Raw genomic sequence first — 19,630 nt, 5'->3', positions numbered from 1 at the left:
CGGCACCGTCGCGGGCCATGACGGACGGGACGGAGGCGAGCGGGGTGGGACGCGACCAGCACGACGCACGGGAGGCCCGTGGCGGCGTCGCCACGGGCCTCCCGTCCGTCGGGTGGGTGGCGTCAGCGACGTGAGCGGCCGAGCACGACCGTCGCGACCGCCGTGGCGATGCCTGCCCAGACCAGGGGGCGGGTGACGCGGCGGCGCTTCGCGACCCAGCCACCGTCCGTGGCGTTGTGCGCGTCGGCCGGCTCGTACAGGTTGCCGTCGCTCGGGACGCCCTTGCCCCGGAGGGCGAAGGTCTCGACCATCGGCTTGGTGATCTTGTGGAACAGCCCCGGGAACACGTACTGCAGCGGCACGAGCGACGCCTGGATGCGTCCGACGAAGCGGTAGCGCTTCGGGTGCAGGGCCGCCAGCACGACGGCCTTGCCGGCGCGCTCGACCGACACCGTCGGCGGAAGCGGGTGCGAGGTCTTGCCCGTGTAGTTCGCGCCGTTCTGGTAGATCGGCGTGTCGATCGTCGACGGCAGCAGGGCGGTGAAGTGGATGCCGGTACCGGCGAACTCGTCGCCGAGGACGTCGACCAGGCCGAGGGCGGCGTGCTTGCTCGTGACGTACGCCGACTGGTACGGCGCAGACAGCAGCGACTGGATCGAGCCGACGAGCACGTACGTGCCCTTCCCGCGCTGCTTCCAGTGCGGCAGCAACGCGGTGATCGCGTGCAGGTGCCCGTACAGGTTGGTGTCGACGACGCGCTTGAACGCCTTGGTCGGGGTCTGCTCGAACAACCCGTAGACGAACAGGGCCGCGTTGCCGACGAAGACGTCGATGCGGCCGAAGCGCGTCGTCGTCGTCGCGACGAGGTCCTTCACGGCGTGCTCGTCGGCGACGTCCGTCGGGATCGCGACGGCCTCGGCGCCGAGCTTCCGGCACTCGGCCGCTGCTGCCTCGAGTGACTCGTGCCCGCGTGCGGCGAGGACGAGGGTGGCGCCCTGCCGCGCGAACTCGTGCGCGGCGGCCCTCCCGATGCCGCTCGATGCTCCGGTGACGACGACGATCTTCCCGCGGAACCGTTTTGCCATGCCTGCGTTGCTACCCGGTCGCTCCTGCGGTCGCGCCCAGGCCGGCGCGCGGACGGGATGCACGGTCAGCGGACCCGCCGCGGCCAGAGCGTGTAGCTGATGGCCCAGAGCAGTTCGACCCCGAGCACGACGCCGAGCACCGGGAGCCAGGCGATGAGCGCCTCGGTGTGGACGCCCGTCCCGAAGGCCAGGAGGAACGCGCCGACGACGGCGCCCGCGATCGCGACCGCGAGGGCGGTCCGCAGCACGTCCGCCCAGCAGGCCCGGGTGTACGCCCACCCGGTGGGTCGCGGCGGGAGTGCTCGACCGTGGCGCCAGTGGGCGAAGCGGGCGTCCGCCCACTCGACCATCCGCCTGCCGTAGGCGAGCGAGACGCCGACGTAGAGCGCAGCGAGACCGTGCATCCAGTCCGCGCGTCCGCCCTGGGCGAGGTCGAGGGCGGTCACGGCGAGCAGGACCGCGTCGAGGACGGGCGCCAGGGCGAGGACGACGGCACCCGTCCGACGGGCCCCGCCGAGGTACCGCAGGGCGAGCCCGCCGAAGACGGCGACCCAGAACCCGATCTCGCAGGCGATGATGACGGCGATCAGCACGGGACGCTCCTTCTGAGTACGAGTGTGTTCACAACGTCGATGCTAGTACAGGTGTGTCCACAACAGCGGTGCTGGTACGACTGTGTACGATCAGCGCGTGCCCCGCCTGATCGACCACGACGAACGCGACCGCGAGATCGGCGAGGCCGCTTGGCGCGTGCTGACCCGGGACGGCCTGGCGGCGTTCTCGGTCCGCAACGTCGCGGACGAGGCCGGCATCGCGACGGCATCGCTCCGCCGGGCCTACCCGACACAGGACTCCCTGCGGGTGGCCTGCCTCCGCCGCGTGTTCGAGCACGTGCAGCTCCGCCTCGCCGCGCTCCACGCCGCACGGACCTCCGACGACGACCGGGTCGACTTCGTGGCGCGGTGCCTGCGGGAGCTCCTCCCCCTCGACCGTGAACGCCGCACCGAGGCCGAGGTGTGGCTCACGCTCGGCTCGCTCGCCCTCACCGACGCGAGCGTCCGGCGCGTGCACGACGAGGCCCACGCACTGCTCCGGGACGCGTGCCGGAGCGCCGTCGACGAGCTCCGCGGCCCCGACCCCGAGGGACCCGGACCGGCTGCTGCTGCTGCTGCTCGACTGCACGCGCTGATCGACGGTCTGGCGCTCCACCTCGTGCACCGACCGGCCGACGCGGACACCGCGTGGGCGGTCGACGTGCTCGACGCCGAGGTCCGCCGCCTGGCGTGACCGGAGCACGTCCACCCTTCCGGTGCACGGCGACCGGGTGCCACGATGGGCCCATGCCGAAGGACGAGCTGACCGTCGAGGAAGCGACGGCGATCGCCGAGCACGCCCGTTCGGGGTCGCTCCCCCTCGACGACCCCGAGGTGCGCAAGGTCGTCGAACAGGCGAACCGGACGCTCGTCCGTGCACAGATGTGGGGCGAGGACCGCAGCCCGAGGTTCCGGCGGCGGCGCCGGTGGCTCGCTGCGGGCGCGCTCGTGATGGTGGTCATCTGGGTCGCGGGCCTGCTCGTGCCGCTCGCGTTCCGCCTCGGACTCTGATCGGGCCAGGCGCAGTGCGGCGGACGACGCCACGGCCGCAGGCCCGTCGGTCCGCCGCCGGTCCGCCGGTCCGCTGAGCGCGACTCAACACGCCCGGCCCCCGGAGTGGGGTTGCCCGGGCGACGTCACACGGGTTGACTCGTCCGTGTGACGAGCACCGCGGACCGCCCGTCGTCGACCAGGACGTGGACCACCAGCGTCCGCGACGACACCGGCCCGATCGTGCTCGGTGGCATCCGGACCTCGTGGGCGCCGCTCGCGAAGCAGACGATCATCGCTGCCCTGATCGTCGGGGCCGCCGTCGCGAGCACGTTCTCGCCGTGGCTCGAGGTGAGCGACGCCCCCCTGATGTGGACGGGAGTCGCGATCGCGCTCGCCGGGCTCGTCTTCGCCGCGGTGGCCGCCCGGTGGCCCGCTGCGATGCGCGTGGAGCTCCTCGTCCCCGCGCTCGACTTCTTCGCGGTCGGCTTCCTCCGGTTCGGCACGGGCGACGGCGCGTCGGTCTTCACCGCGATCGTCGTGCTGCCGGTGGTGTGGGTCGCCGCGAACCCCGGGCGTCGACACGTGGTGTGGCCGGTCCTCGGGACGACCGGCACCTTGCTGCTCTCGTACCTGATCGCCCCCACCGAGCCCCGTCCGAGTGAGCTCGTCCGCCTGTTCATCGTCGTGTTCGTGTTCGGGGCGACCGCAGCGGTGACGAACGAGCTCGCCCGCCAGGCGGGCATGCAGCTCGCCGCCGTGCAGCGCCGACGCCGCGTGGCCGAGGGTGAGATCGACCGCGCCGCGCTCGTGCAGCAGTCGCTCCTGCCGACGACGACCGTCGGGCTGCCGGACGAGCTCCGCGCCGTCGGCGTGTGCATCCCCGCGCGCACGGTCGGCGGCGACTTCTACGACTGGTTCGCGACCCCCGGTGGCGCGGCCTTCACCCTCGGCGACGTGATGGGCAAGGGGGTCGGCGCAGGGATGATCGCCGCGGCCGTCCGGTCCCTCATCCGGAGCACCGTCGACGAGACCGATCCGGCCGTCGCGGTCCGCCGTGCCGCCACCGGGCTCGCCACCGGTGCGTCCGACCTGACGAGCGGGCAGTTCACCACGTGCTTCCACGTGCGGGTCGACCGCGACGGTCACGCCCGCTGGGTCGACGCCGGACACGGGCTGACCGTGCTGCGGAGCGCCGACGGCACCGTCCGGCCGCTCCGGTCCGGCCACCTGCCGATCGGCGTCGGCACGAGTTGGACGGCGGAGGACACGTTCCTCGAGGCCGGCGACGTGATCGTCGCGGTCAGCGACGGTGTGCTCGACCTGTTCGGCGGCGACCTCGACTCGCTCGACCGCTTCGAGGCCTGGGTGGCCGAGCGGTCGCACCCGCAGCAGCTCGTCGACGGCATCGCCGACCTCGCGCACGCGGGCGAGCACCCGGACGACGTCACCGTGCTGTGCGTCGCCTACCAGCCCTGACCGGACCCTCGCGAACGGTCCGCGCGAGGGACAGCACACCGGAGTCCGACGCGGGAGCACCGGCGCTCCGCCGCACCACCTGGCCAGCCCACGACGCACGACGTACGCCGGGGTCGCCGCTGTCCTGAGAAGAGGGGACTGGCGCGGACGCGCAGCGCGGGTGATGATCCAGTGCCCGTCCGCTGACGGCTCCGCCGACCCACGAGAACGCGACATGACGAACGCCCCCACTCCTGACCACCGCACCCGCCCCGTCCTCCGCGACGCGGACGGCCTCGACCGTCGCCGCTTCCTGACGCTCGGCCTGACCGGTGCCGCTGTCGCGTCCACGACCGCCGGAGCCGTGCTCGCCACCGGCACCGGCGCGCAGGCCGCGACCCCGTCGAACGGCGCGGTGCTGCTCGCTGCCGACGAGTTCGACGGTGCCGCCGGCAGCGCCCCGAACCCCGGCATCTGGCGCTTCGACACCGGCGCCGGTGGCTGGGGCAACGCCGAGCTGCAGACCTACACGGACTCCCGCCGGAACAGCGCCCTCGACGGCGCCGGCAACCTCGTCATCACCGCCCGCCGCGAGGCCGACGGCTCGTACACCTCGGCCCGTCTGACGACCGAGGGCACCTTCACCGCGCAGTACGGCCGCGTCGAGGCGCGGATCCGCATCCCCCGCGGGCAGGGCCTGTGGCCGGCGTTCTGGATGCTCGGCGCCGACATCGGGCAGGTCGGCTGGCCCGCGTGCGGCGAGATCGACGTCATGGAGAACGTCGGGTACGAGCCGGCCGTGGTGCACGGCACCGTGCACGGGCCGGGGTACTCGGGCGCACAGGGCCTGACCGCGTCGTACACGCAGCCGAGCGGCGCGGCGTTCGCCGACGACTTCCACGTCTTCGGCGTCGACTGGCGCCCCGGCTCGATCACCTGGACCGTCGACGGGGTCGCTCGCCGGACCGTCACCCGTGCCGATGTCGGCACGTCCCCGTGGGTCTTCGACAAGCCGTTCTTCGTCGTGCTGAACGTCGCCGTCGGCGGCACCTGGCCCGGCTCACCGGACGCGACCACCCGGTTCCCGCAGCAGATGCTCGTCGACTGGGTGCGCGTCTGGCAGCAGGCCTGACGGCGGACGGGAGGCGCGTGACGGTCCGCCACGCGCCTCCCGTCCGCCCGGCGCCGGTCAGCGACGCGACCGCGCGAGCAACCACAGGTACGTCGCGTGCCCGACGAGTGCCAGCCCGAAGAAGACCGCAGCGACCGCGTAGACGCGGTCGAGCTCCCCCTGTCCGATCACCAGCATCACGACGCAGAACACCACGGCGGCGGCGAGCACGCCCACCTGGATCGTCGACCAGATGCGACGGAAGCGGGGCATGCCGGAGTCGTCCACGGCTCCATTCTGCCGCAGCTCCCCGCGCGTCACTTCTCCGGGTCGTGTCCCCAGTTCATCAACGAGTACCGCCACTTCGAGTCGTGCGAGTCACCCTTCGGCTCCTGCTTCGAGTGCCGCGCGACGTACCCGACGACCTTCCGCATGTGCGCGTAGTCGTCGTCGGTGTAGTCGCCCTGCTTCTTCTCGAGGATCGCCACGATGTGGCGACCGCTCTCGTGGCCGGTGGACTCACCGCCGCCGTCCGGCTTCTGCCCGACCTCCTTCGACTCCTCCGTGTCGAGCCACTTCCGCAGCTGGGACGCGGTCATGTTGACGGCGTCCGCGAAGTCGTCGCGGGTCTGCTTCTCGTCGTGCTGGTCGTCACTCATGCGCGCCAGCGAACCCGCGACGCCTGGAAGGCCGACCAGCGGAGCGTGTCCCCCGTTCCGGCGCGCAGACCGGACGGCACTCCGTGTCCGTCCAGGGCTCCGCGCGTTGAGTGTCCCCCGAACACCCACGACAGGAAGCGAGAGCGACATGCGCGCAGTGGTCTGGCACGGCATCGGAGACATCCGTCTCGACGAGGTCCCGGAGCCCACCGTCCAACACCCGGAGGACGCGATCGTCCGGATCACCCGCAGTGCGATCTGCGGCACCGACCTGCACTTCGTGCGCGGCACCATGGCGCCGATGCAGGAGGGCACGATCCTCGGGCACGAGGCCGTCGGCGTCGTCACCGAGGTCGGCGACGCCGTCCGCGGGTTCTCCGCCGGTGACCGCGTCGTCATCAACTCGACCATCTCGTGCGGCGCGTGCCGCTACTGCCGGATGGGCAAGACCGCACAGTGCGACGTCGCGAACCCGAACGGTCCGCAGGCCGGCACGAGCTTCTTCGGCGGCCCGGAGTCGACCGGACCGGTGGACGGACTGCAGGCCGAGTACGTCCGCGTGCCCTACGCCCGGAACACCATGCACCCGCTGCCGGACACCGTCTCCGACGAGCAGGCGATCCTGCTCTCCGACATCTTCCCGACCGGGTGGTTCGGTGCCGAGCTCGCCGGCGTCACCCGTGGCGACGTCGTCGTCGTGTTCGGCGCCGGCATCGTCGGCCAGTTCGCCGCCGCGTCGGCGTACAAGCTCGGTGCGGCCCGCGTCATCGTCGTCGACGGCGAGGAGACCCGGCTCGCCGCGGCGCTCGCCCAGCACTGCGAGGTGGTCGACTACAACCGCGAGGACCCGGTGCAGGCGATCATGGACCTGACCAACGGGATCGGCGCGGACGCCGTCATCGACGCCGTCGGTGTCGACGCGGAGCGCCCGAAGCAGGGCCCCGCGGCCGTGTCCGACGAGCAGGCCCAGCAGTTCGACGCCGAGGTGCAGCAGGTGGCCCCGGACGCCTCGCCCGACGGCTTCGGCGAGCAGCAGCAGTGGAAGCCCGGCGACGGCCCCTCGCAGGTCGCGCAGTGGGCGGTGGCATCGGTCGCGAAGTACGGCCGCATCGGCATCATCGGCGTGTACGGCCCGACGGCCGAGCGCTACCCGATCGGCCAGGCGATGAACAAGAACCTGACGATCCGCATGGGCAACTGCGACCACCACTCGGTCACGCCGCCGCTCATCGACCTGGTGGCGTCGGGGCAGTTCGACCCGACCGCCCTCATCACCGAACACGAGCCGATCGGTTCGGCGATCGAGGCGTACGAGGCCTTCGACCGCCGCGAGCCCGGCTGGGTCAAGGTGGAGCTGGAGACGAGCAAGTGAGCGCACCCGACCAGTCCGGCCCCGCCGACCAGTACGCCTTCGGGGACCCGCGCAGCCGGTACCCCGACGTCTCCCCCGAGCCGCAGACCCAGGACGAACCCGGCCTGCAGTCGCAGATGACCCCGGTCCCCGACCTCGGCGAGACGAGCTACCGCGGGACCGGACGGCTCGAGGGCCGCAAGGCCGTCATCACCGGCGCCGACTCGGGCATCGGAGCGGCGGTCGCGATCGCCTTCGCCCGCGAGGGCGCCGACGTCGTCCTGGCCTACCTGCCCGAGGAGCAGTCCGACGCCGACCACGTGATCGAGCAGGTCGAGGCCGCCGGCCGGAAGGCCGTCGCGGTCCCCGGCGACCTCCGCGACAAGGCGTACGCAGGGCAGCTCGTCGAGCGCGCCGTCGCGGAGCTCGGCGGCATCGACGCACTCGTCAGCGTCGCCGGCAAGCAGCGCTGGCAGCCGGACCTGCTCGACATCACCGACGACCAGTTCGAGGCGACGTTCGACGTCAACGTCTTCGGGCTCTTCCGCCTGGTGCGCGCCGCGCTGCCGCACCTGCAGCCCGGCGCGACGATCACCACGACCGCGTCCATGGAGGCGTACCAGCCGGCGCCGGACCGGCTCGACTACGCGGCGTCGAAGGGCGCGATCAACAACTTCTCGAAGGGCCTGTCGCAGCTCCTCGTCGAACGCGGCATCCGCGTCAACGTCGTCGCCCCCGGGCCGACGTGGACCGTCCTGCAGCCGAGCGGCGGCGTCGACCCCGAGTCGCTGCCCGAGTTCGGCAGCAGCGAGTCACCGATGGGCCGCGCCGCCCAGCCCGCGGAGCTCGCCCCGGCGTACGTGTTCCTCGCCTCGCAGGAGTCGAGCTTCGTCGCCGGCGAGACCCTCAACGTCAACGGCGGCATGGTCACGCCCTGATCGGGAATGCCCGGACGTCCGCCGGCGTCGAACCATCCACACACTGCGAAGGAGCACACCATGAGCCTCGACCTCCACAAGGGGAACGGCGTCGACACCGAGCGTCGCTGCATCCCGACGACCACCCTGCGCGCGCTGCACGACGACCAGCAGGAGCCCGCCTTCGGGCGCTGGCTCGGTCAGATCAACGGTCAGCGCTGATGGCCGGGCTGCGCTGATCGCGCGACGCACGTGACGCAGGACGGGAGGCACGGTGCCAGCTGGCACCGTGCCTCCCGTCCGTACCGGGTCACGGGCGTCTCGCGGACTGCGAGACGTCTCGTGCGGCCGACCGCCGCTGCTAGGTTGCAGCCATGTCCCGGGGTCGCTGGTGGTTCGCGCTGCAGGCCGTCGCCGGCGGAGCGTGGTGGGTGCTCGTCGCGACCGTGCCGACCGTCCGGACGCTCACGCTCGGCACGCTCAACCCGGTCCTGGTCGCGGCGTTCGACGTTCCGCTCTTCGTCGTCGCGTCCGCCCTCGCCGCGACGGGCCTCCGCTGGGCCGCGGTGCTCGCGACCGGCTGGACCGCGGTCGTGCTGGCCGGCATGGTCCTCTGGGCGACGGCGACCCGCGAGGCCGGCTGGGGTGTGGTCGCGATGACGGCCGCCACCGTCGGCTCGGTGCTGGCGCTCTGCCTGGTGCTGCTCGGGCGGATCCCCACTGAGCTCGTCACCTCCGGTCCGCTGCGCTTCCGCACCGCCGACCCGGACGCCGGGCGCCACCGGCACGTCCTCGGTACCGCGCTGCAGATCGTCGTCTTCTGGGGGCTGTTCCTCGGGGTGTTCCCTCTGGTGATCGTGGCCGCCGAGACCCGGTGGCGACTCCGCCCGGCACTGCCCGGACCCGTCGTGGACGTCCTCGTCGACACGGGTGTCGTCGTGTTCGTGCTCGCGAGCCTGCTCGGGCTCGCGTCGGCGGTGTCGATGTCGACACGGGGTGCAGGGACCCCGCTGCCGTCCGCGATGCCGAACCGCCTCGTCGTGGCCGGACCGTACCGGGTGGTGCGGAACCCGATGGCGCTGGCGGGCATCACCCAGGGCGCCGCGGTCGGGTTGGTGACGGCGTCGTGGATGGTGCTCGTGTACGCGGTCGCAGGCTCGATCGTCTGGAACTGCGTCGTGCGTCCCCTCGAGGAAGCGGACCTCGAGGAGCGCTTCGGCGACGACTTCCGCCGCTACGCCGCCGCGGTGCGCTGCTGGGTGCCGCGGCTGCGGCCGGTCGCGCGTCTGTGAGCCGCGCGGTCAGCGTGAGCCGCGGTCAGGCAGCGGAACCGCTGATGTTCACCAGCCACGTGACGCCGAACCGATCGGTCAGCATCCCGAAGGTGTCACCCCACGGCGCCTTCGTCAGCGGCTCGATCACGGTCGCGCCCTCGGCCAACCCGTTCCAGTAGCCGGTGAGGACGTCCTCGTCGTCACCGCTCAGCGAGACGGAGATGCTGCTCTCGGTCGGCGTCGGCATGCTCGCCGGCGCGTCCGATGCCATGAGCAGCAGGCCGGCGGCGGTCTGGACCTGACCGTGCATGATCTTGTCCGCGTCTGACGGGTCCTGCGCCATGCCACCCTCGGCGAAGGTCATCGTCTTGAGCTCACCGCCGAGCACCCCGTGGTAGAAGTCGAGCGCCTCGCGCGCCTGGTCGCGGAAACCGAGGTAGGGGTTGAGGAAGACGGTCACGGTGAGCTCCTTCGGGTCGTGCGGACTCCGGCGTCCGCATCGGCTCGATGATGGCAGGCCCCGTCGCACCGCGGAAGCCCTGGTCCGGTAGGGTCCGGCTCGTGGGTGGGCAGCGGGGAGCCGGACGCCGGGTCGTCACCGGCGTCCTGGTCGTCGTCGGCGTGCTCACCGTGCTGGTGCTCGGGCGGTACGGACTCCTCTGGGCCGGAGCGACCGAGGGCGACGTCCCGCCGCGGTCCGCCGTGCCGCTCCCCGCGGGCAGTGCGATCGTCGCCGAACGCACGGAGTGCGGATCCGGAGGGTGCTCGCTCGTCCTGACCGTCCGACCGCCGACGGGCTCCACACCGGCGGACGTGGCAACGGCGATCGGCGCGACCCCGACGACGCAGCTGCCGGGCGACCTCGTCGACCCTCGGCCGATCACGCTGTCAGCCGAGGCGAGCGGCACCTTCCTGGAGGTGCGCGCCGACCTCTGGTCCCGGCCGGCCTCCCCGTGACCGGGCGCCCGCGCACCCCGGTGCGCGCAGAGGGGACAGCAGACCCACGCGCGGTCCGGTGGACGTCCGCAGTGACCCGGAGCACCCGGGCAGGCCGTCGTGGGACGGGTCGTCCCTCCGGCCGACCAACGACCGGTGCTCAGATCTCGCGGAGCGTGCGTCCTGCCACGGCGTCGTTCCAGGAGGTCGTCGCCCCCGTCTCGACCGCGGTGTGCAGGCCGGCGTGGTCGTGCGCCAATCCGCACCGCCACCGGTCGAAGACGCTCGTGCAGAGGTCGTTCGCGGGGCGCTCGGGCAGGGTCGGGGTCGTGGTGTCGTCGTGCATCTCACCAGTGGGACGTGCTGGATCACCGATGTGTCACGGACCGACCGACGGGCGGTCAGGGCGCACGCGCGACCGGAGGTCGCGCAGCTGCCGGACGTGGCACGATCGGAGCATGAGCACCACCGCACCGGACGTCCGACACGTCGTCGAGTCGTCGGGTGACGACCTCGACGTGGCCCGCGCGGTGTTCGAGTCCGCCTACGGGGCGTCCGGGTTCCTGCCGGAGCGCACCGAGCGCTCGTTCGGGTACCGGTTCCGGTCCGTCGGGGACGACGCACTGTCGCTCGACGCGAAGCGTTTCGACGGCCGCATGCTCGGCGAGGTGGACGCGACGAGCCACTACTTCGTGAGCTGGGTCAGCGACGGCGGCGGGCTGGTGGACCTCGGCCGCGACGAGGTCGCCCTCGCCCCCGGGCGTCCCGTCGTGTTCCCGAGCGAGCGACCCTTCCGGTTCGACCTGGCCGACGTCCGGCAGAACGTCGTGCAGTTCGACCGGCGGACGCTCGAACGGGTGGCCGCCGAGCTGCACGGCACGGAACCGGCTCCCCTGGTCTTCGACCACGCGGCGGTCCCGCGCCGTGACGCGGTCCGGTCCTGGAACGCCGAACTCCGCGATGCCGCACAGCTCGTCCTCGGGTCGACGCCACTGTCACCGCTGGCGATGGCGGAGGCGACCCGACGGACGGCCCTCGCGATGCTCCGGACGTTCCCGCACGTGACCGTCGTGCCGGCGGTACCGGCCGTGCCCGGGGCGCGAGGGCGCGTGCGTGCGGCGATCGAGTGGATGCACGCCCGGGCGGACACACCGATCACGACCACCGACGTGGCCGAGCACGTCGGGTTGAGCATCCGCGGACTGCAGCAGGGGTTCCAACGCCAGGTCCGGATGTCGCCGAACGCGATGCTCCGCGGGATCCGCTTCGACCGGGTGCGCGCCGAGCTCCGGTACCACTCCGTCGGTGAGACGACCGTCGCGGAGGTCGCGCGGAAGTGGGGCTTCGCGCACGCCGGACGGTTCTCGTCGGCGTACGCGAAGCGGTTCGGGGAGCTCCCGAGCGAGACCCTCCGCGCGCGGCGCTAGGTAGCAGCGACCCGGTCAGCGCTCGGTGTCGTTCCTGTGCACTCCTGGGCGCGGGCGGCGGTGTCGCTGGTGCGCGGGGCGTCTCCGGTGGGCCCTGCCGGGATCGAACCGACGACATCCACGGTGTAAACGTGGCGCTCTACCAGCTGAGCTAAAGGCCCTCACCGTCGATCCTAGGGGGTCCGCGGATCACGATCCCCTCGACACCGGTGGTCCGACGCCGTCCTGACGGCGTTCCTCGCCGCGACAACCGCCGCCTCACACCGCGACCGTGCGGCGGGGACACGCCACGACCAGCACTGACGGACGCCGTCAGCCGCCGAACCGCTCGACGAGCTCCCGCTTCAACACCTTCCCGCTGGGTCCGAGCGGCAGCGCGTCCACCACGTGCACGATGCGCGGGTACTTGTAGACGGCGATCTCGTCCGCGACGAACCGGACGAGCTCCTCCGGGGTGACGACGGCATCCGGCCGGAGCACGACCGCCGCGGCGACCTCCTGCCCGTGCACGTCGTGCGGCACGCCGAACACGGCCGCCATGGTGACGTCCGGGTGGGTGGCGAGGACCTCCTCGACCTGCCGCGGGTACACGTTGTAGCCGTTGCGGATGATCATGTCCTTCGTGCGGTCGACGATCGTCAGGTAGCCGTCGTCGTCCTTGGTGCCGAGGTCACCCGTGCGGAACCACCCGTCGACGATCGCGGCCGCGGTGGCGTCCGGGCGGCCGAGGTACCCGTTCATCAGGTTGTGCCCGCGGATGACGAGCTCGCCGATCTCCCCGCGCGGCAGGAGCACCGTCCGGTCCGTGGTCTCCGGGTCCGCGATCTCGATGTCGACGCCCCAGATCGGCGTGCCGATGGTCCCCGGGCGCGGTTCGGTCCCGACGTGGTTGAACGACGCGACGGGCGAGGTCTCCGTGAGCCCGTACCCCTCGTGCACGGGCGCGTCGAAGACCTGCTGGAAGCGCTCCAGCACGGCGAGGGGCAGCGAGGCACCGCCGGAGATCGCGTACCGCAGGTGCGGTCGCGCGTCGGACCGGCCGGCGGCGTCGAGGAGCGCGATGTACATCGTGGGGACGCCCATGAAGATCGCGGTGTCGTGCTCGACCATCGCGGCGAGCGCCGCGTCCCCGTCGAACTTCGGCAGCATGACGATCGTGGCGCCAGCCCGGAAGCCGGTGTTCATCGTGCAGGTCTGCCCGAAGGTGTGGAAGAGCGGGAGCGCTCCGAGCAGGACGTCGCCGCGGCGCATGTCGAAGGTGGTGAGCAGGCAGGTGTTGACCTGTTCGAGCAGGGCGAAGTGCGAGCCCTCCGCGCCCTTCGGCTTGCCGGTGGTGCCGCTGGTGTACAGGATCGTGGCGGTGTCGAACGGGTGCCGGGGGACGTAGGTGTCGAGCGGCTCGCTCGACGCGGCGAGCGCCTCGAGCCGGTCCGGACCGTCGGCGGTGTCTGCGGGCGCCAGGACGCTGAGCACGTCGACGTCGGCCAGTGCGGCTCCCGCGGCGCCCTCGCCGAGGAGCGGTGCGGCGCAGACGAGGAGCCGGGCGTCGCTGTCCTGCAGCACGAACTCGATCTCGCGGCGCTTGAGCAGTGCGTGCACGGGGACGACGACGGCGCCGAGCGCGAGCACCGCGTAGTAGACCCGGGCGAAGTCGGCGACGTTCGGCACGAGCATCGCCACGCGGTCACCCTCGCCGACGCCCCGGGCGCGCAGGGCCCCCGCGTACGCCAGGGTCTCCCGCCACAGCTCGGCGTAGGTGGTGCGTTGCTCCCCCACGACCACCGCGACGTCGTCGCGGAACCGTGCGGCCGACTCGGCGAGGATCGCGGCGACCGAGGCGGTGGCCTGGGTGGTCCGGACGCCCTCGGCGGCGTCGGGTGCGGGGTGGCTGCTGGTGCTGGTGCTGGTCATGCCGGCCTTCCGTCTCCCGTGACGAGTTCTCCTCACGGAGCCTACGGCTCGTGCTGGTCGACGGTCCGGAAGGCCACCGGTCGGGCGTGGCCCCGGGGTGCTCGGGCGTACCGGCACCCCCGCGTGAGTGCGGTCTCCGGCTCGTGAGGCTCGCTCACAGCGACCTCGTGTTGCATCGAGGCGTCGTGGCGCGGGTCAGGTGCCGCGGCTCGGGCGGTCGGTCTGTGTTCGGGTCACGGATCGACCGCCACCCTCGCCCGTCACGCCGGACGCGCGCCCGCCCGTCCGTGCGTCCGTGCGTCCGGCACCACGGTCCGGACGGGAGGCGCGTGGCGGGCCCGCACCGCGCCTCCCGTCCGACCTGCGCCCACTCCGGTGACCGCACGGGCTCCCGCAGCGGGGTGTACCCCGACCTGCGAGGGATCGCAGGTACTGTCTGCCGCACAGCGCGAGGAGGTGTGCGATGACCGACGACGGGACGCACGGGGCATCGGGGTACTGGTACCCGGACCGGCAGGGCAGGACCGGCGTGGAGCTGCTCACCATGATGCGGCGGTACCGCGCGGCCGAGGTCGCCATGCGCGAGCGCAAGCGGCGCGCGATGGGGATGAACGCGACGGACATGGAGGCGGTGCGCTTCCTCCTGCGCGCTGGCGAGGAGGGCCGAGCGGTGCGCCCGGGCGACCTGACCGCCCACCTCGGGATCACCTCGGCGTCGACGACCGCGGTCGTGCGGCGGCTCGTGGCCTCCGGGCACGTCGAGCGCCGCGCCGACCCGTCCGACGGCCGCGGCGCCCTGCTCGTCGCGACCGGGCACAGCGACGACGAGGTCCGCACGGAACTGACGGACGTGCACGCCCGGATGATCGCGGCTGCCGACCGGCTCTCGCCGCAGACGATCGCCGAGATGCGGACGTTCTTCACCGAGGTGACGGCCGCGATGGCCGCCGACTCCCCCGCGGACGAGGTCGACGGAGCCGACCGACCCCGACCGCTGTCCGAGATGCGTACGCATCAGGATCAGTAGTTAGACAAACTAGAGAAACCGGAGCAAGCTGGCACCAGGCGCCGCGAGGCGCGATCCACGACACGGGAAGGGCCGGCCATGAGCACCATCGACGCAACACACTCGCAGTTCTCCGAGGTGCGGGAGGCAGCCCGTGGCCGTCTGCTGGCGACGGTCGCCACGAGCCTCGGGATCGTCGCCGTCACGGTCGCGACCGCCGCCGTCACCGTCGTCACGCTGGGGGCGTGAGCGCCGTGTCGAGCCTCCGAGACCTCCGCGAACTCCAGCGCCACCCGCACGAGTGGCACCGCCGCGGTCTGCGGCACCCCGACGAGATCGACGCCCTCGTGCACCACCGCACGCACGGCGACGTCCCGCCGGAACCGACCTACGGCGACTTCTTCCGCGCCGGCTGACGCGGCTCAGCCCTCGCCGGAGCGGCGTCGGTCGTCGGCCCGTCGACCGACCGACCGGAGCTCCGGGAACTGCTCGTCCCGCCACTCCCCCTCGGCGGGCGAACCCGTCCGGGCAGCCGCCTCCTCGCGCTCCCGCAGCTCGACGCGGCGGATCTTGCCGGAGATGGTCTTCGGCAGCGAGCCGAACTCGACCCTCCGGACCCGCGCGTACGCCGGCAGCGCGGTCCGCGCGTGCTCGAGCACCGCGCGTGCCGTGTCGGCCGTGGGCTCCCACCCGGCCGCGAGCGTCACGTAGGCCTTGACGACGTTGAGTCGGGCCTCGTCCGGGGCGGGGACGACCGCGCTCTCCGCCACGGCGGCGTGCTGCAGCAGCGCGCTCTCGACCTCGAACGGCGAGACCTTGTAGTCCGACGACTTGAACACGTCGTCCGTGCGACCGATGAACGTCAGCTGCCCGTCGGCGTCGCGGCTCGCGATGTCGCCGGTGTGGAAGGAACCGTCCCGCATCGCGTCGGCGGTGCGCTCCGGGTCGCCGAGGTACCCCGCCATCAGGTTGGTGGGGCGTTCAGCCAGGTCGAGGCAGACCTCGCCCTCGTCGCCGGGACGTCCGGTGAGCGGGTCGAGCAGCGTGATCGAGACACCGGGCAGCGGTCGGCCCATCGCGCCGGGCGTCACCGGGGCGCCCGGGACGTTGCCGATGATCGCCGTGGTCTCGGTCTGCCCGTAGCCGTCGCGGATCGTCAGACCCCACGCCGCCTGCACCCGGGCGATCACCTCGGGGTTGAGGGGCTCCCCCGCCGACACCACTTCGCGCAGGGCACGCGGCTTCGGCCCGAGGTCGGACTGCAGGAGCATCCGCCAGGCGGTCGGCGGCGCACAGAACGTGTCGACCCCGGCCTGGTCGAGCTGCGCGAGGAGACCCGCCGGGTCGAACCGCGGGGTGTCGTACACGAACACCGTCGCCTCGGCGATCCACGGCGCGAAGAAGCAGCTCCACGCGTGCTTGCCCCAGCCGGGCGAACTGATCGCCAGGTGCACGTCAGCCGGCCGCAACCCCAGCCAGTGCATGGTGCTGAGGTGCCCGACCGGGTACGAGGCCTGGGTGTGCACGACCATCTTCGGCCGCGACGTCGTGCCGGACGTGAAGTACACCAGGCAGGGATCGGTCGTGCGGGTCACCACCACCGGCCGGACCTCGTCGCTCGGGGCCGGCTCGCCGAGGTCGTCCGGGTACGTCGTCCAGCCGTCGGCCGCACCGCCGACGACGATCCGGGAGGGCGCCCCGGTCACGCCGTCGAACTTCGGGGTCTCCCCGTGGTTCGTCACGACGTGCGCGACCCCGCCCCGGTCGATCCGGTCCTGCAGGTCGGCGGTGTCGAGCATCGTCGAGGTCGGCAGGATGACCGCACCGAGCTTCATCACCGCGAGCATCGTCTCCCACAGCTCGAGCTGGTTCCCGAGCATGAGCAGCACGTGATCGCCCTTCCGGACACCGAGCCGGTCGAGACGCACCGCGAGCCGGTCGGAGCGCGCCGCCATCTCGGCGTAGGTCGTCCGGGAGCCGCCGTCCTCGTCGACGATCCAGAGCGCGACCCGGTCGTTCCCGCGGGCGACGACGTCGAACCAGTCCGTCGCCCAGTTGAACGTGTCGCCGAGCCCGGGCCAGCGGAAGGCGCGGCGGGCCGCCTCGGCTCGGTCGACGTCGTCTTCGTCGAGGACGGCGAGCAGTTCGTCGCGGGCGGCTCGGTAGGCCGTGGTCGGGTTCGAGGAGGGCACCGGTCGATCATGCCGCACGACGGCCGCACGTGCAGCGGATCCACCACCCGGAACGCGTACCGTCGGGTCCCGTGGACAGGGTCGGTGTGCTGGACGAGGCGGGTCGCCTGCGGCTGCTCGGCAGCGCGGGCACGGGCGCCTCGTTCGGCGTCGTGCTGGTGGTGCTCGTCGCGTCGTCGTGGGCGACGACCACGACCGCGCTCGTCGTCGGCGTGGGCATCCCCGCCGGTGTCGTCGGCGCCGCGCTCGGCGTCTGGACACAGCTGCGGTCCTGGCGGGCTGCCGGCGGCTACGAACAGGCGGTCGCCGTGCAGCGCTGGGTCGCCGACGAGCACGTCCCCGCCACCGTGCCCCCCGACGAGTGGGTCCCCGCGCTGCAGGCGCAGGCGGACCGCGAGGGCGCCGGTTGGGGCAAGGTCGTGCTGTGCGTCCTCTGGACCGCGATGACCCTGTCGATGGCGGAGCAGCACGGACCGCTCCTGACCGGGCTCCTCGTCGCGCTCTGGGTCGGCATCGGGACCTGGTCGGTCGCGTGGGTGATCCCCCGCGCCCGGGCGGCCCGGGCGCTCATGCACCGGACGGCGGCGTCCGGACAGACCGCGGGCCGCCCGGACCAGCCGTGACTACGCTCGGCTCCATGCAGAGTCGCACCCTCGGCCGTACCGGCCGCTCCGTGTCCGTCGTCGGCCTCGGCACCTGGCAGTTCGGCGGTGACTGGGGTCCCGTCAGCGAGCAGGACGCCGCCGCCGTGATGGACGCCTCGGTCGAGTCCGGCGTCACGCTGTTCGACACCGCCGACGTCTACGGCGACGGTCGCAGCGAGCAGCTCATCGGCGCGTGGCGCCGGTCGAACCCGGACGTCCCGCTCACCGTCACGACGAAGATGGGCCGCCGCGCCGAGCAGGTCCCCGCCAACTACGTCGCAGAGCACTTCCGCGAGTGGGTCGACCGCTCCCGGCGCAACCTGCAGCAGGACACCCTCGACCTGGTGCAGCTGCACTGCCCGCCGACGCCGGTGTTCGAGGACGACGCCGTGTACGACGCCCTCGACGCGCTCGTCGCCGACGGGTCGGTCGCCGCCTACGGCGTCTCCGTCGAGACCGCTGACCAGGCACTCACCGCGATCGCCCGGCCGCACGTCGCGAGCGTGCAGGTCATCCTCAACGCCTTCCGCCTCAAGCCGCTGGACCGCGTGCTGCCGGCCGCACGGGAGGCAGGGGTCGGCATCCTCGCGCGCGTCCCGCTGGCATCGGGGCTGCTGTCCGGCAAGTACACGACGGAGACGACCTTCAGCGAGGGCGACCACCGGAACTACAACCGCCACGGCGAGGCCTTCGACCAGGGCGAGACCTTCAGCGGGGTCGACTTCGAGGACGGCGTGCAGGCGGCACAGGCCTTCGCGTCCTCGCTGCCCGAGGGCGTCTCGGTCCCCCAGGCGGCACTGGCGTGGATCATCACGCAGGACGGCGTGACCGCAGCGATCCCCGGTGCGCGGAACCCGGAGCAGGCGCGCTCGAACGCCGGTGCCGCCGACCTCGCCGACGGCAGCGCACTCGACCTCGGCGGGCTCGACGACACCGTGCACGAGCTCTACGACCGCTGGTTCCGCGCAGCCGTCCACGACAAGTGGTGACGAGCCGCACCCGCGACGGGCGCGCGACGGCCCCCCGCGGGGTCGTCGTGACGCTCGTCGCCGCGGTGGCGGTCGTCCTCCTCGCCCTCTGCACGGCACCGGCGGCGGGGACCACCCGGACCGCGCCCCCGTGGCCGGCGCCGACCGACCTGCAGACCCGGGCCGAGGCGGCCGGGCTCGGCAACGTGTGGGGCGAGCCGTTGGCGGAGCACGTGCACACGCACCTGACGGTCCTCGACGGCGCCACCCCGGTCACGGTACCGGGCGACGTCGGGCACTCGGCACGCGAGCACTTCGCCGCCCAGCTGCACACGCACGACACCTCGGGCATCCTGCACGTCGAGTCGCCGACCCGGCGGAGCTTCACCCTCGGACAGTTCTTCGACGAGTGGGACGTCTCGCTCGGCGCCGGGCACGTCGGCGGCCTCCGCGGCGAGCTCACCGTGTGGGTCGACGGGCACCGGTACCTCGGCAACCCGCGGTCCATCGCGCTGACGGACCGTCGCGAGGTCGTGCTGGCGGTCACGACGATCGGCGAGGTCCCGCACCGCCCGGCGCCGTTCGACTGGCCGCCGCAGTACCGCTGAGCCGTGCCTGCGCCGGCACCTGTCCCGGCTCGACCACCCGGAGTGGTCCGTCCACCAGCTGCGACGCCCCGTACAGTGCGGACATGACCACCATCCGGACCGGCACCGACCTGGCGGCGGTCGACGACGTCGTCGCGGGCATCGCGGCGCACGGCGAACGGTACCTGGCGCGGGTCTTCACCCCTCGGGAGCGTTCCGACACCGGTGACGACCCCGAGCGGCTGGCGGCGCGGTTCGCCGGCAAGGAGGCAGTGATCAAGCTCCTGCGGCCGACGCGGGACGAGGCGGTGCCGCTGACCGACGTCGCGGTGGTCCTCGACGCCTCGGGAGCACCCGTCGTCGAGCTGTCCGGACGCGCCGCGGAACTCGCCGCCGCGGTCGGGTGCGGCCCCGTCGCGGTGTCCCTGTCACACGAACGGGGGCTGGCGCTCGCGACCGCCGTGGCCCTCTCCGAACGCTGACGAGCGCCGGTCGACATCCTTGCGGCGGGCGTGCGGGAT

The 19,630-nt window shown here is 72.8% G+C and carries 25 protein-coding genes and 1 tRNA gene; 17 read left to right on the top strand and 9 right to left on the bottom strand.

Going from position 1 to position 19,630, the window contains the following annotated elements:
- Nucleotides 1–122: 122 nt before the first annotated feature.
- The gene (locus QUG93_RS08095; RefSeq protein WP_289473411.1) at nucleotides 123–1,085 is read right to left on the bottom strand and encodes an SDR family NAD(P)-dependent oxidoreductase; all 963 of its coding nucleotides are present in this window, start codon (nucleotides 1,083–1,085) and stop codon (nucleotides 123–125) included.
- 65 nt (nucleotides 1,086–1,150) lie between these two features.
- Entirely contained in the window at nucleotides 1,151–1,678 is a 528-nt protein-coding gene (locus QUG93_RS08090; protein ID WP_289473410.1) for a hypothetical protein, read from the bottom strand.
- A gap of 97 nt (nucleotides 1,679–1,775) precedes the next feature.
- On the opposite strand from QUG93_RS08090, the gene QUG93_RS08085 reads away from it, so the two are divergent.
- The 4 genes from QUG93_RS08085 (at nucleotide 1,776) to QUG93_RS08070 (ending at nucleotide 5,258) form a co-directional block, all read left to right on the top strand.
- Nucleotides 1,776–2,372, top strand: a complete 597-nt coding sequence (locus QUG93_RS08085; RefSeq protein WP_289473409.1) for a TetR/AcrR family transcriptional regulator — start codon at nucleotides 1,776–1,778, stop codon at nucleotides 2,370–2,372.
- 53 nt (nucleotides 2,373–2,425) lie between these two features.
- The gene (locus tag QUG93_RS08080; protein ID WP_289473408.1) at nucleotides 2,426–2,689 is read left to right on the top strand and encodes a hypothetical protein; all 264 of its coding nucleotides are present in this window, start codon (nucleotides 2,426–2,428) and stop codon (nucleotides 2,687–2,689) included.
- 147 nt (nucleotides 2,690–2,836) lie between these two features.
- Nucleotides 2,837–4,147, top strand: coding sequence for a PP2C family protein-serine/threonine phosphatase (locus QUG93_RS08075; protein WP_289473407.1), 1,311 nt, complete (start codon nucleotides 2,837–2,839; stop codon nucleotides 4,145–4,147).
- 214 nt (nucleotides 4,148–4,361) lie between these two features.
- Nucleotides 4,362–5,258, top strand: coding sequence for a glycoside hydrolase family 16 protein (locus QUG93_RS08070; protein WP_289473406.1), 897 nt, complete (start codon nucleotides 4,362–4,364; stop codon nucleotides 5,256–5,258).
- 57 nt (nucleotides 5,259–5,315) lie between these two features.
- On the opposite strand, the gene QUG93_RS08065 is transcribed toward QUG93_RS08070, so the two are convergent.
- Entirely contained in the window at nucleotides 5,316–5,525 is a 210-nt protein-coding gene (locus QUG93_RS08065) for a hypothetical protein (protein WP_289473405.1), read from the bottom strand.
- Nucleotides 5,526–5,554: 29 nt separating this feature from the next.
- Nucleotides 5,555–5,896: a DUF3140 domain-containing protein gene (locus tag QUG93_RS08060; RefSeq protein WP_289473404.1), complete on the bottom strand. Its 342-nt coding sequence runs from the start codon at nucleotides 5,894–5,896 to the stop codon at nucleotides 5,555–5,557.
- 148 nt (nucleotides 5,897–6,044) lie between these two features.
- On the opposite strand from QUG93_RS08060, the gene QUG93_RS08055 reads away from it, so the two are divergent.
- The 4 genes from QUG93_RS08055 to QUG93_RS08040 all read left to right on the top strand — a co-directional run bounded on the left by QUG93_RS08055 (nucleotide 6,045) and on the right by QUG93_RS08040 (nucleotide 9,456).
- Nucleotides 6,045–7,268, top strand: coding sequence for a zinc-dependent alcohol dehydrogenase (locus QUG93_RS08055; protein WP_289473403.1), 1,224 nt, complete (start codon nucleotides 6,045–6,047; stop codon nucleotides 7,266–7,268).
- The gene (locus tag QUG93_RS08050; protein ID WP_289473402.1) at nucleotides 7,265–8,185 is read left to right on the top strand and encodes an SDR family oxidoreductase; all 921 of its coding nucleotides are present in this window, start codon (nucleotides 7,265–7,267) and stop codon (nucleotides 8,183–8,185) included. Before QUG93_RS08055 ends, QUG93_RS08050 begins: the two co-directional genes overlap by 4 nt.
- 60 nt (nucleotides 8,186–8,245) lie before the next feature.
- Nucleotides 8,246–8,386, top strand: coding sequence for a hypothetical protein (locus QUG93_RS08045; RefSeq protein WP_289473401.1), 141 nt, complete (start codon nucleotides 8,246–8,248; stop codon nucleotides 8,384–8,386).
- 152 nt (nucleotides 8,387–8,538) lie between these two features.
- Nucleotides 8,539–9,456, top strand: coding sequence for a methyltransferase family protein (locus QUG93_RS08040; RefSeq protein ID WP_289473400.1), 918 nt, complete (start codon nucleotides 8,539–8,541; stop codon nucleotides 9,454–9,456).
- A 25-nt stretch (nucleotides 9,457–9,481) separates the two neighbouring features.
- Here QUG93_RS08040 and QUG93_RS08035 read toward each other — a convergent pair whose 3' ends face one another.
- The gene (locus tag QUG93_RS08035) at nucleotides 9,482–9,898 is read right to left on the bottom strand and encodes a VOC family protein (protein WP_289473399.1); all 417 of its coding nucleotides are present in this window, start codon (nucleotides 9,896–9,898) and stop codon (nucleotides 9,482–9,484) included.
- 101 nt (nucleotides 9,899–9,999) lie between these two features.
- On the opposite strand from QUG93_RS08035, the gene QUG93_RS08030 reads away from it, so the two are divergent.
- Nucleotides 10,000–10,395 carry a hypothetical protein gene (locus QUG93_RS08030; protein ID WP_289473398.1) on the top strand — a complete coding sequence of 132 codons (396 nt, stop codon included), beginning with the start codon at nucleotides 10,000–10,002 and terminating at the stop codon, nucleotides 10,393–10,395.
- A 139-nt stretch (nucleotides 10,396–10,534) separates the two neighbouring features.
- Here the strand turns inward: QUG93_RS08030 and QUG93_RS08025 are convergent, their stop codons facing one another.
- The gene (locus QUG93_RS08025) at nucleotides 10,535–10,720 is read right to left on the bottom strand and encodes a hypothetical protein (RefSeq protein ID WP_289473397.1); all 186 of its coding nucleotides are present in this window, start codon (nucleotides 10,718–10,720) and stop codon (nucleotides 10,535–10,537) included.
- 112 nt (nucleotides 10,721–10,832) lie between these two features.
- Between QUG93_RS08025 and QUG93_RS08020 the strand changes: the two genes are divergently transcribed.
- The gene (locus QUG93_RS08020) at nucleotides 10,833–11,801 is read left to right on the top strand and encodes a helix-turn-helix transcriptional regulator (protein WP_289473396.1); all 969 of its coding nucleotides are present in this window, start codon (nucleotides 10,833–10,835) and stop codon (nucleotides 11,799–11,801) included.
- Nucleotides 11,802–11,889: 88 nt separating this feature from the next.
- Here the strand turns inward: QUG93_RS08020 and QUG93_RS08015 are convergent.
- Both QUG93_RS08015 and QUG93_RS08010 read right to left on the bottom strand, forming a co-directional pair.
- Nucleotides 11,890–11,962 (bottom strand) — tRNA-Val (locus QUG93_RS08015).
- A 151-nt stretch (nucleotides 11,963–12,113) separates the two neighbouring features.
- Nucleotides 12,114–13,712: a long-chain-fatty-acid--CoA ligase gene (locus tag QUG93_RS08010; protein ID WP_289473395.1), complete on the bottom strand. Its 1,599-nt coding sequence runs from the start codon at nucleotides 13,710–13,712 to the stop codon at nucleotides 12,114–12,116.
- 463 nt (nucleotides 13,713–14,175) lie between these two features.
- Between QUG93_RS08010 and QUG93_RS08005 the strand changes: the two genes are divergently transcribed.
- The 3 genes from QUG93_RS08005 to QUG93_RS07995 all read left to right on the top strand — a co-directional run bounded on the left by QUG93_RS08005 (nucleotide 14,176) and on the right by QUG93_RS07995 (nucleotide 15,134).
- On the top strand, nucleotides 14,176–14,739 hold the full coding sequence (locus QUG93_RS08005; protein WP_289473394.1) for a MarR family winged helix-turn-helix transcriptional regulator: 564 nt from the start codon (nucleotides 14,176–14,178) through the stop codon (nucleotides 14,737–14,739).
- 78 nt (nucleotides 14,740–14,817) lie between these two features.
- Entirely contained in the window at nucleotides 14,818–14,967 is a 150-nt protein-coding gene (locus QUG93_RS08000) for a hypothetical protein (RefSeq protein ID WP_153257441.1), read from the top strand.
- Nucleotides 14,964–15,134 (top strand): hypothetical protein, encoded by a 171-nt coding sequence (locus QUG93_RS07995; RefSeq protein ID WP_289473393.1) that lies wholly within the window; start codon nucleotides 14,964–14,966, stop codon nucleotides 15,132–15,134. The genes QUG93_RS08000 and QUG93_RS07995 overlap by 4 nt, the downstream gene beginning before the upstream one ends.
- Before the next feature lie 6 nt (nucleotides 15,135–15,140).
- Here the strand turns inward: QUG93_RS07995 and QUG93_RS07990 are convergent, their stop codons facing one another.
- The gene (locus tag QUG93_RS07990; protein WP_289473392.1) at nucleotides 15,141–16,910 is read right to left on the bottom strand and encodes an AMP-binding protein; all 1,770 of its coding nucleotides are present in this window, start codon (nucleotides 16,908–16,910) and stop codon (nucleotides 15,141–15,143) included.
- Nucleotides 16,911–16,981: 71 nt separating this feature from the next.
- Here QUG93_RS07990 and QUG93_RS07985 point away from each other — a divergent pair, with 71 nt between their 5' ends.
- The 4 genes from QUG93_RS07985 (at nucleotide 16,982) to QUG93_RS07970 (ending at nucleotide 19,591) form a co-directional block, all read left to right on the top strand.
- Nucleotides 16,982–17,533 carry a hypothetical protein gene (locus QUG93_RS07985; RefSeq protein WP_289473391.1) on the top strand — a complete coding sequence of 184 codons (552 nt, stop codon included), beginning with the start codon at nucleotides 16,982–16,984 and terminating at the stop codon, nucleotides 17,531–17,533.
- A gap of 14 nt (nucleotides 17,534–17,547) precedes the next feature.
- Complete coding sequence (locus QUG93_RS07980; RefSeq protein WP_289473390.1) at nucleotides 17,548–18,543, top strand: aldo/keto reductase; 996 nt, start codon at nucleotides 17,548–17,550, stop codon at nucleotides 18,541–18,543.
- Nucleotides 18,540–19,130, top strand: a complete 591-nt coding sequence (locus QUG93_RS07975) for a hypothetical protein (protein WP_289473389.1) — start codon at nucleotides 18,540–18,542, stop codon at nucleotides 19,128–19,130. The genes QUG93_RS07980 and QUG93_RS07975 overlap by 4 nt, the downstream gene beginning before the upstream one ends.
- Nucleotides 19,131–19,213: 83 nt before the next feature.
- Nucleotides 19,214–19,591, top strand: a complete 378-nt coding sequence (locus QUG93_RS07970) for a holo-ACP synthase (RefSeq protein WP_289473388.1) — start codon at nucleotides 19,214–19,216, stop codon at nucleotides 19,589–19,591.
- The last annotated feature ends 39 nt before the right edge of the window (nucleotides 19,592–19,630 follow it).

Source organism: Curtobacterium caseinilyticum, from assembly GCF_030363035.1.
Lineage (GTDB): Bacteria > Actinomycetota > Actinomycetes > Actinomycetales > Microbacteriaceae > Curtobacterium > Curtobacterium caseinilyticum.
The sequence above is the reverse complement of the archived record's forward strand: the minus strand, read 5'-3'. Positions and strand labels throughout refer to the sequence as shown.

Excerpts from the sequence above, each read along its gene's own strand:
- QUG93_RS08095 (WP_289473411.1), bottom strand. The coding sequence starts at position 1,085 with ATGGCAAAACGGTTCCGCGGGAAGATCGTCGTCGTCACCGGAGCATCG.
- QUG93_RS08080 (WP_289473408.1), top strand. The coding sequence starts at position 2,426 with ATGCCGAAGGACGAGCTGACCGTCGAGGAAGCGACGGCGATCGCCGAG.
- QUG93_RS08070 (WP_289473406.1), top strand. The coding sequence starts at position 4,362 with ATGACGAACGCCCCCACTCCTGACCACCGCACCCGCCCCGTCCTCCGC.
- QUG93_RS08060 (WP_289473404.1), bottom strand. The coding sequence starts at position 5,896 with ATGAGTGACGACCAGCACGACGAGAAGCAGACCCGCGACGACTTCGCG.
- QUG93_RS08055 (WP_289473403.1), top strand. The coding sequence starts at position 6,045 with ATGCGCGCAGTGGTCTGGCACGGCATCGGAGACATCCGTCTCGACGAG.
- QUG93_RS08045 (WP_289473401.1), top strand. The coding sequence starts at position 8,246 with ATGAGCCTCGACCTCCACAAGGGGAACGGCGTCGACACCGAGCGTCGC.
- QUG93_RS08040 (WP_289473400.1), top strand. The coding sequence starts at position 8,539 with ATGTCCCGGGGTCGCTGGTGGTTCGCGCTGCAGGCCGTCGCCGGCGGA.
- QUG93_RS08025 (WP_289473397.1), bottom strand. The coding sequence starts at position 10,720 with ATGCACGACGACACCACGACCCCGACCCTGCCCGAGCGCCCCGCGAAC.
- QUG93_RS08020 (WP_289473396.1), top strand. The coding sequence starts at position 10,833 with ATGAGCACCACCGCACCGGACGTCCGACACGTCGTCGAGTCGTCGGGT.
- QUG93_RS08010 (WP_289473395.1), bottom strand. The coding sequence starts at position 13,712 with ATGACCAGCACCAGCACCAGCAGCCACCCCGCACCCGACGCCGCCGAG.
- QUG93_RS08005 (WP_289473394.1), top strand. The coding sequence starts at position 14,176 with ATGACCGACGACGGGACGCACGGGGCATCGGGGTACTGGTACCCGGAC.
- QUG93_RS08000 (WP_153257441.1), top strand. The coding sequence starts at position 14,818 with ATGAGCACCATCGACGCAACACACTCGCAGTTCTCCGAGGTGCGGGAG.
- QUG93_RS07980 (WP_289473390.1), top strand. The coding sequence starts at position 17,548 with ATGCAGAGTCGCACCCTCGGCCGTACCGGCCGCTCCGTGTCCGTCGTC.
- QUG93_RS07970 (WP_289473388.1), top strand. The coding sequence starts at position 19,214 with ATGACCACCATCCGGACCGGCACCGACCTGGCGGCGGTCGACGACGTC.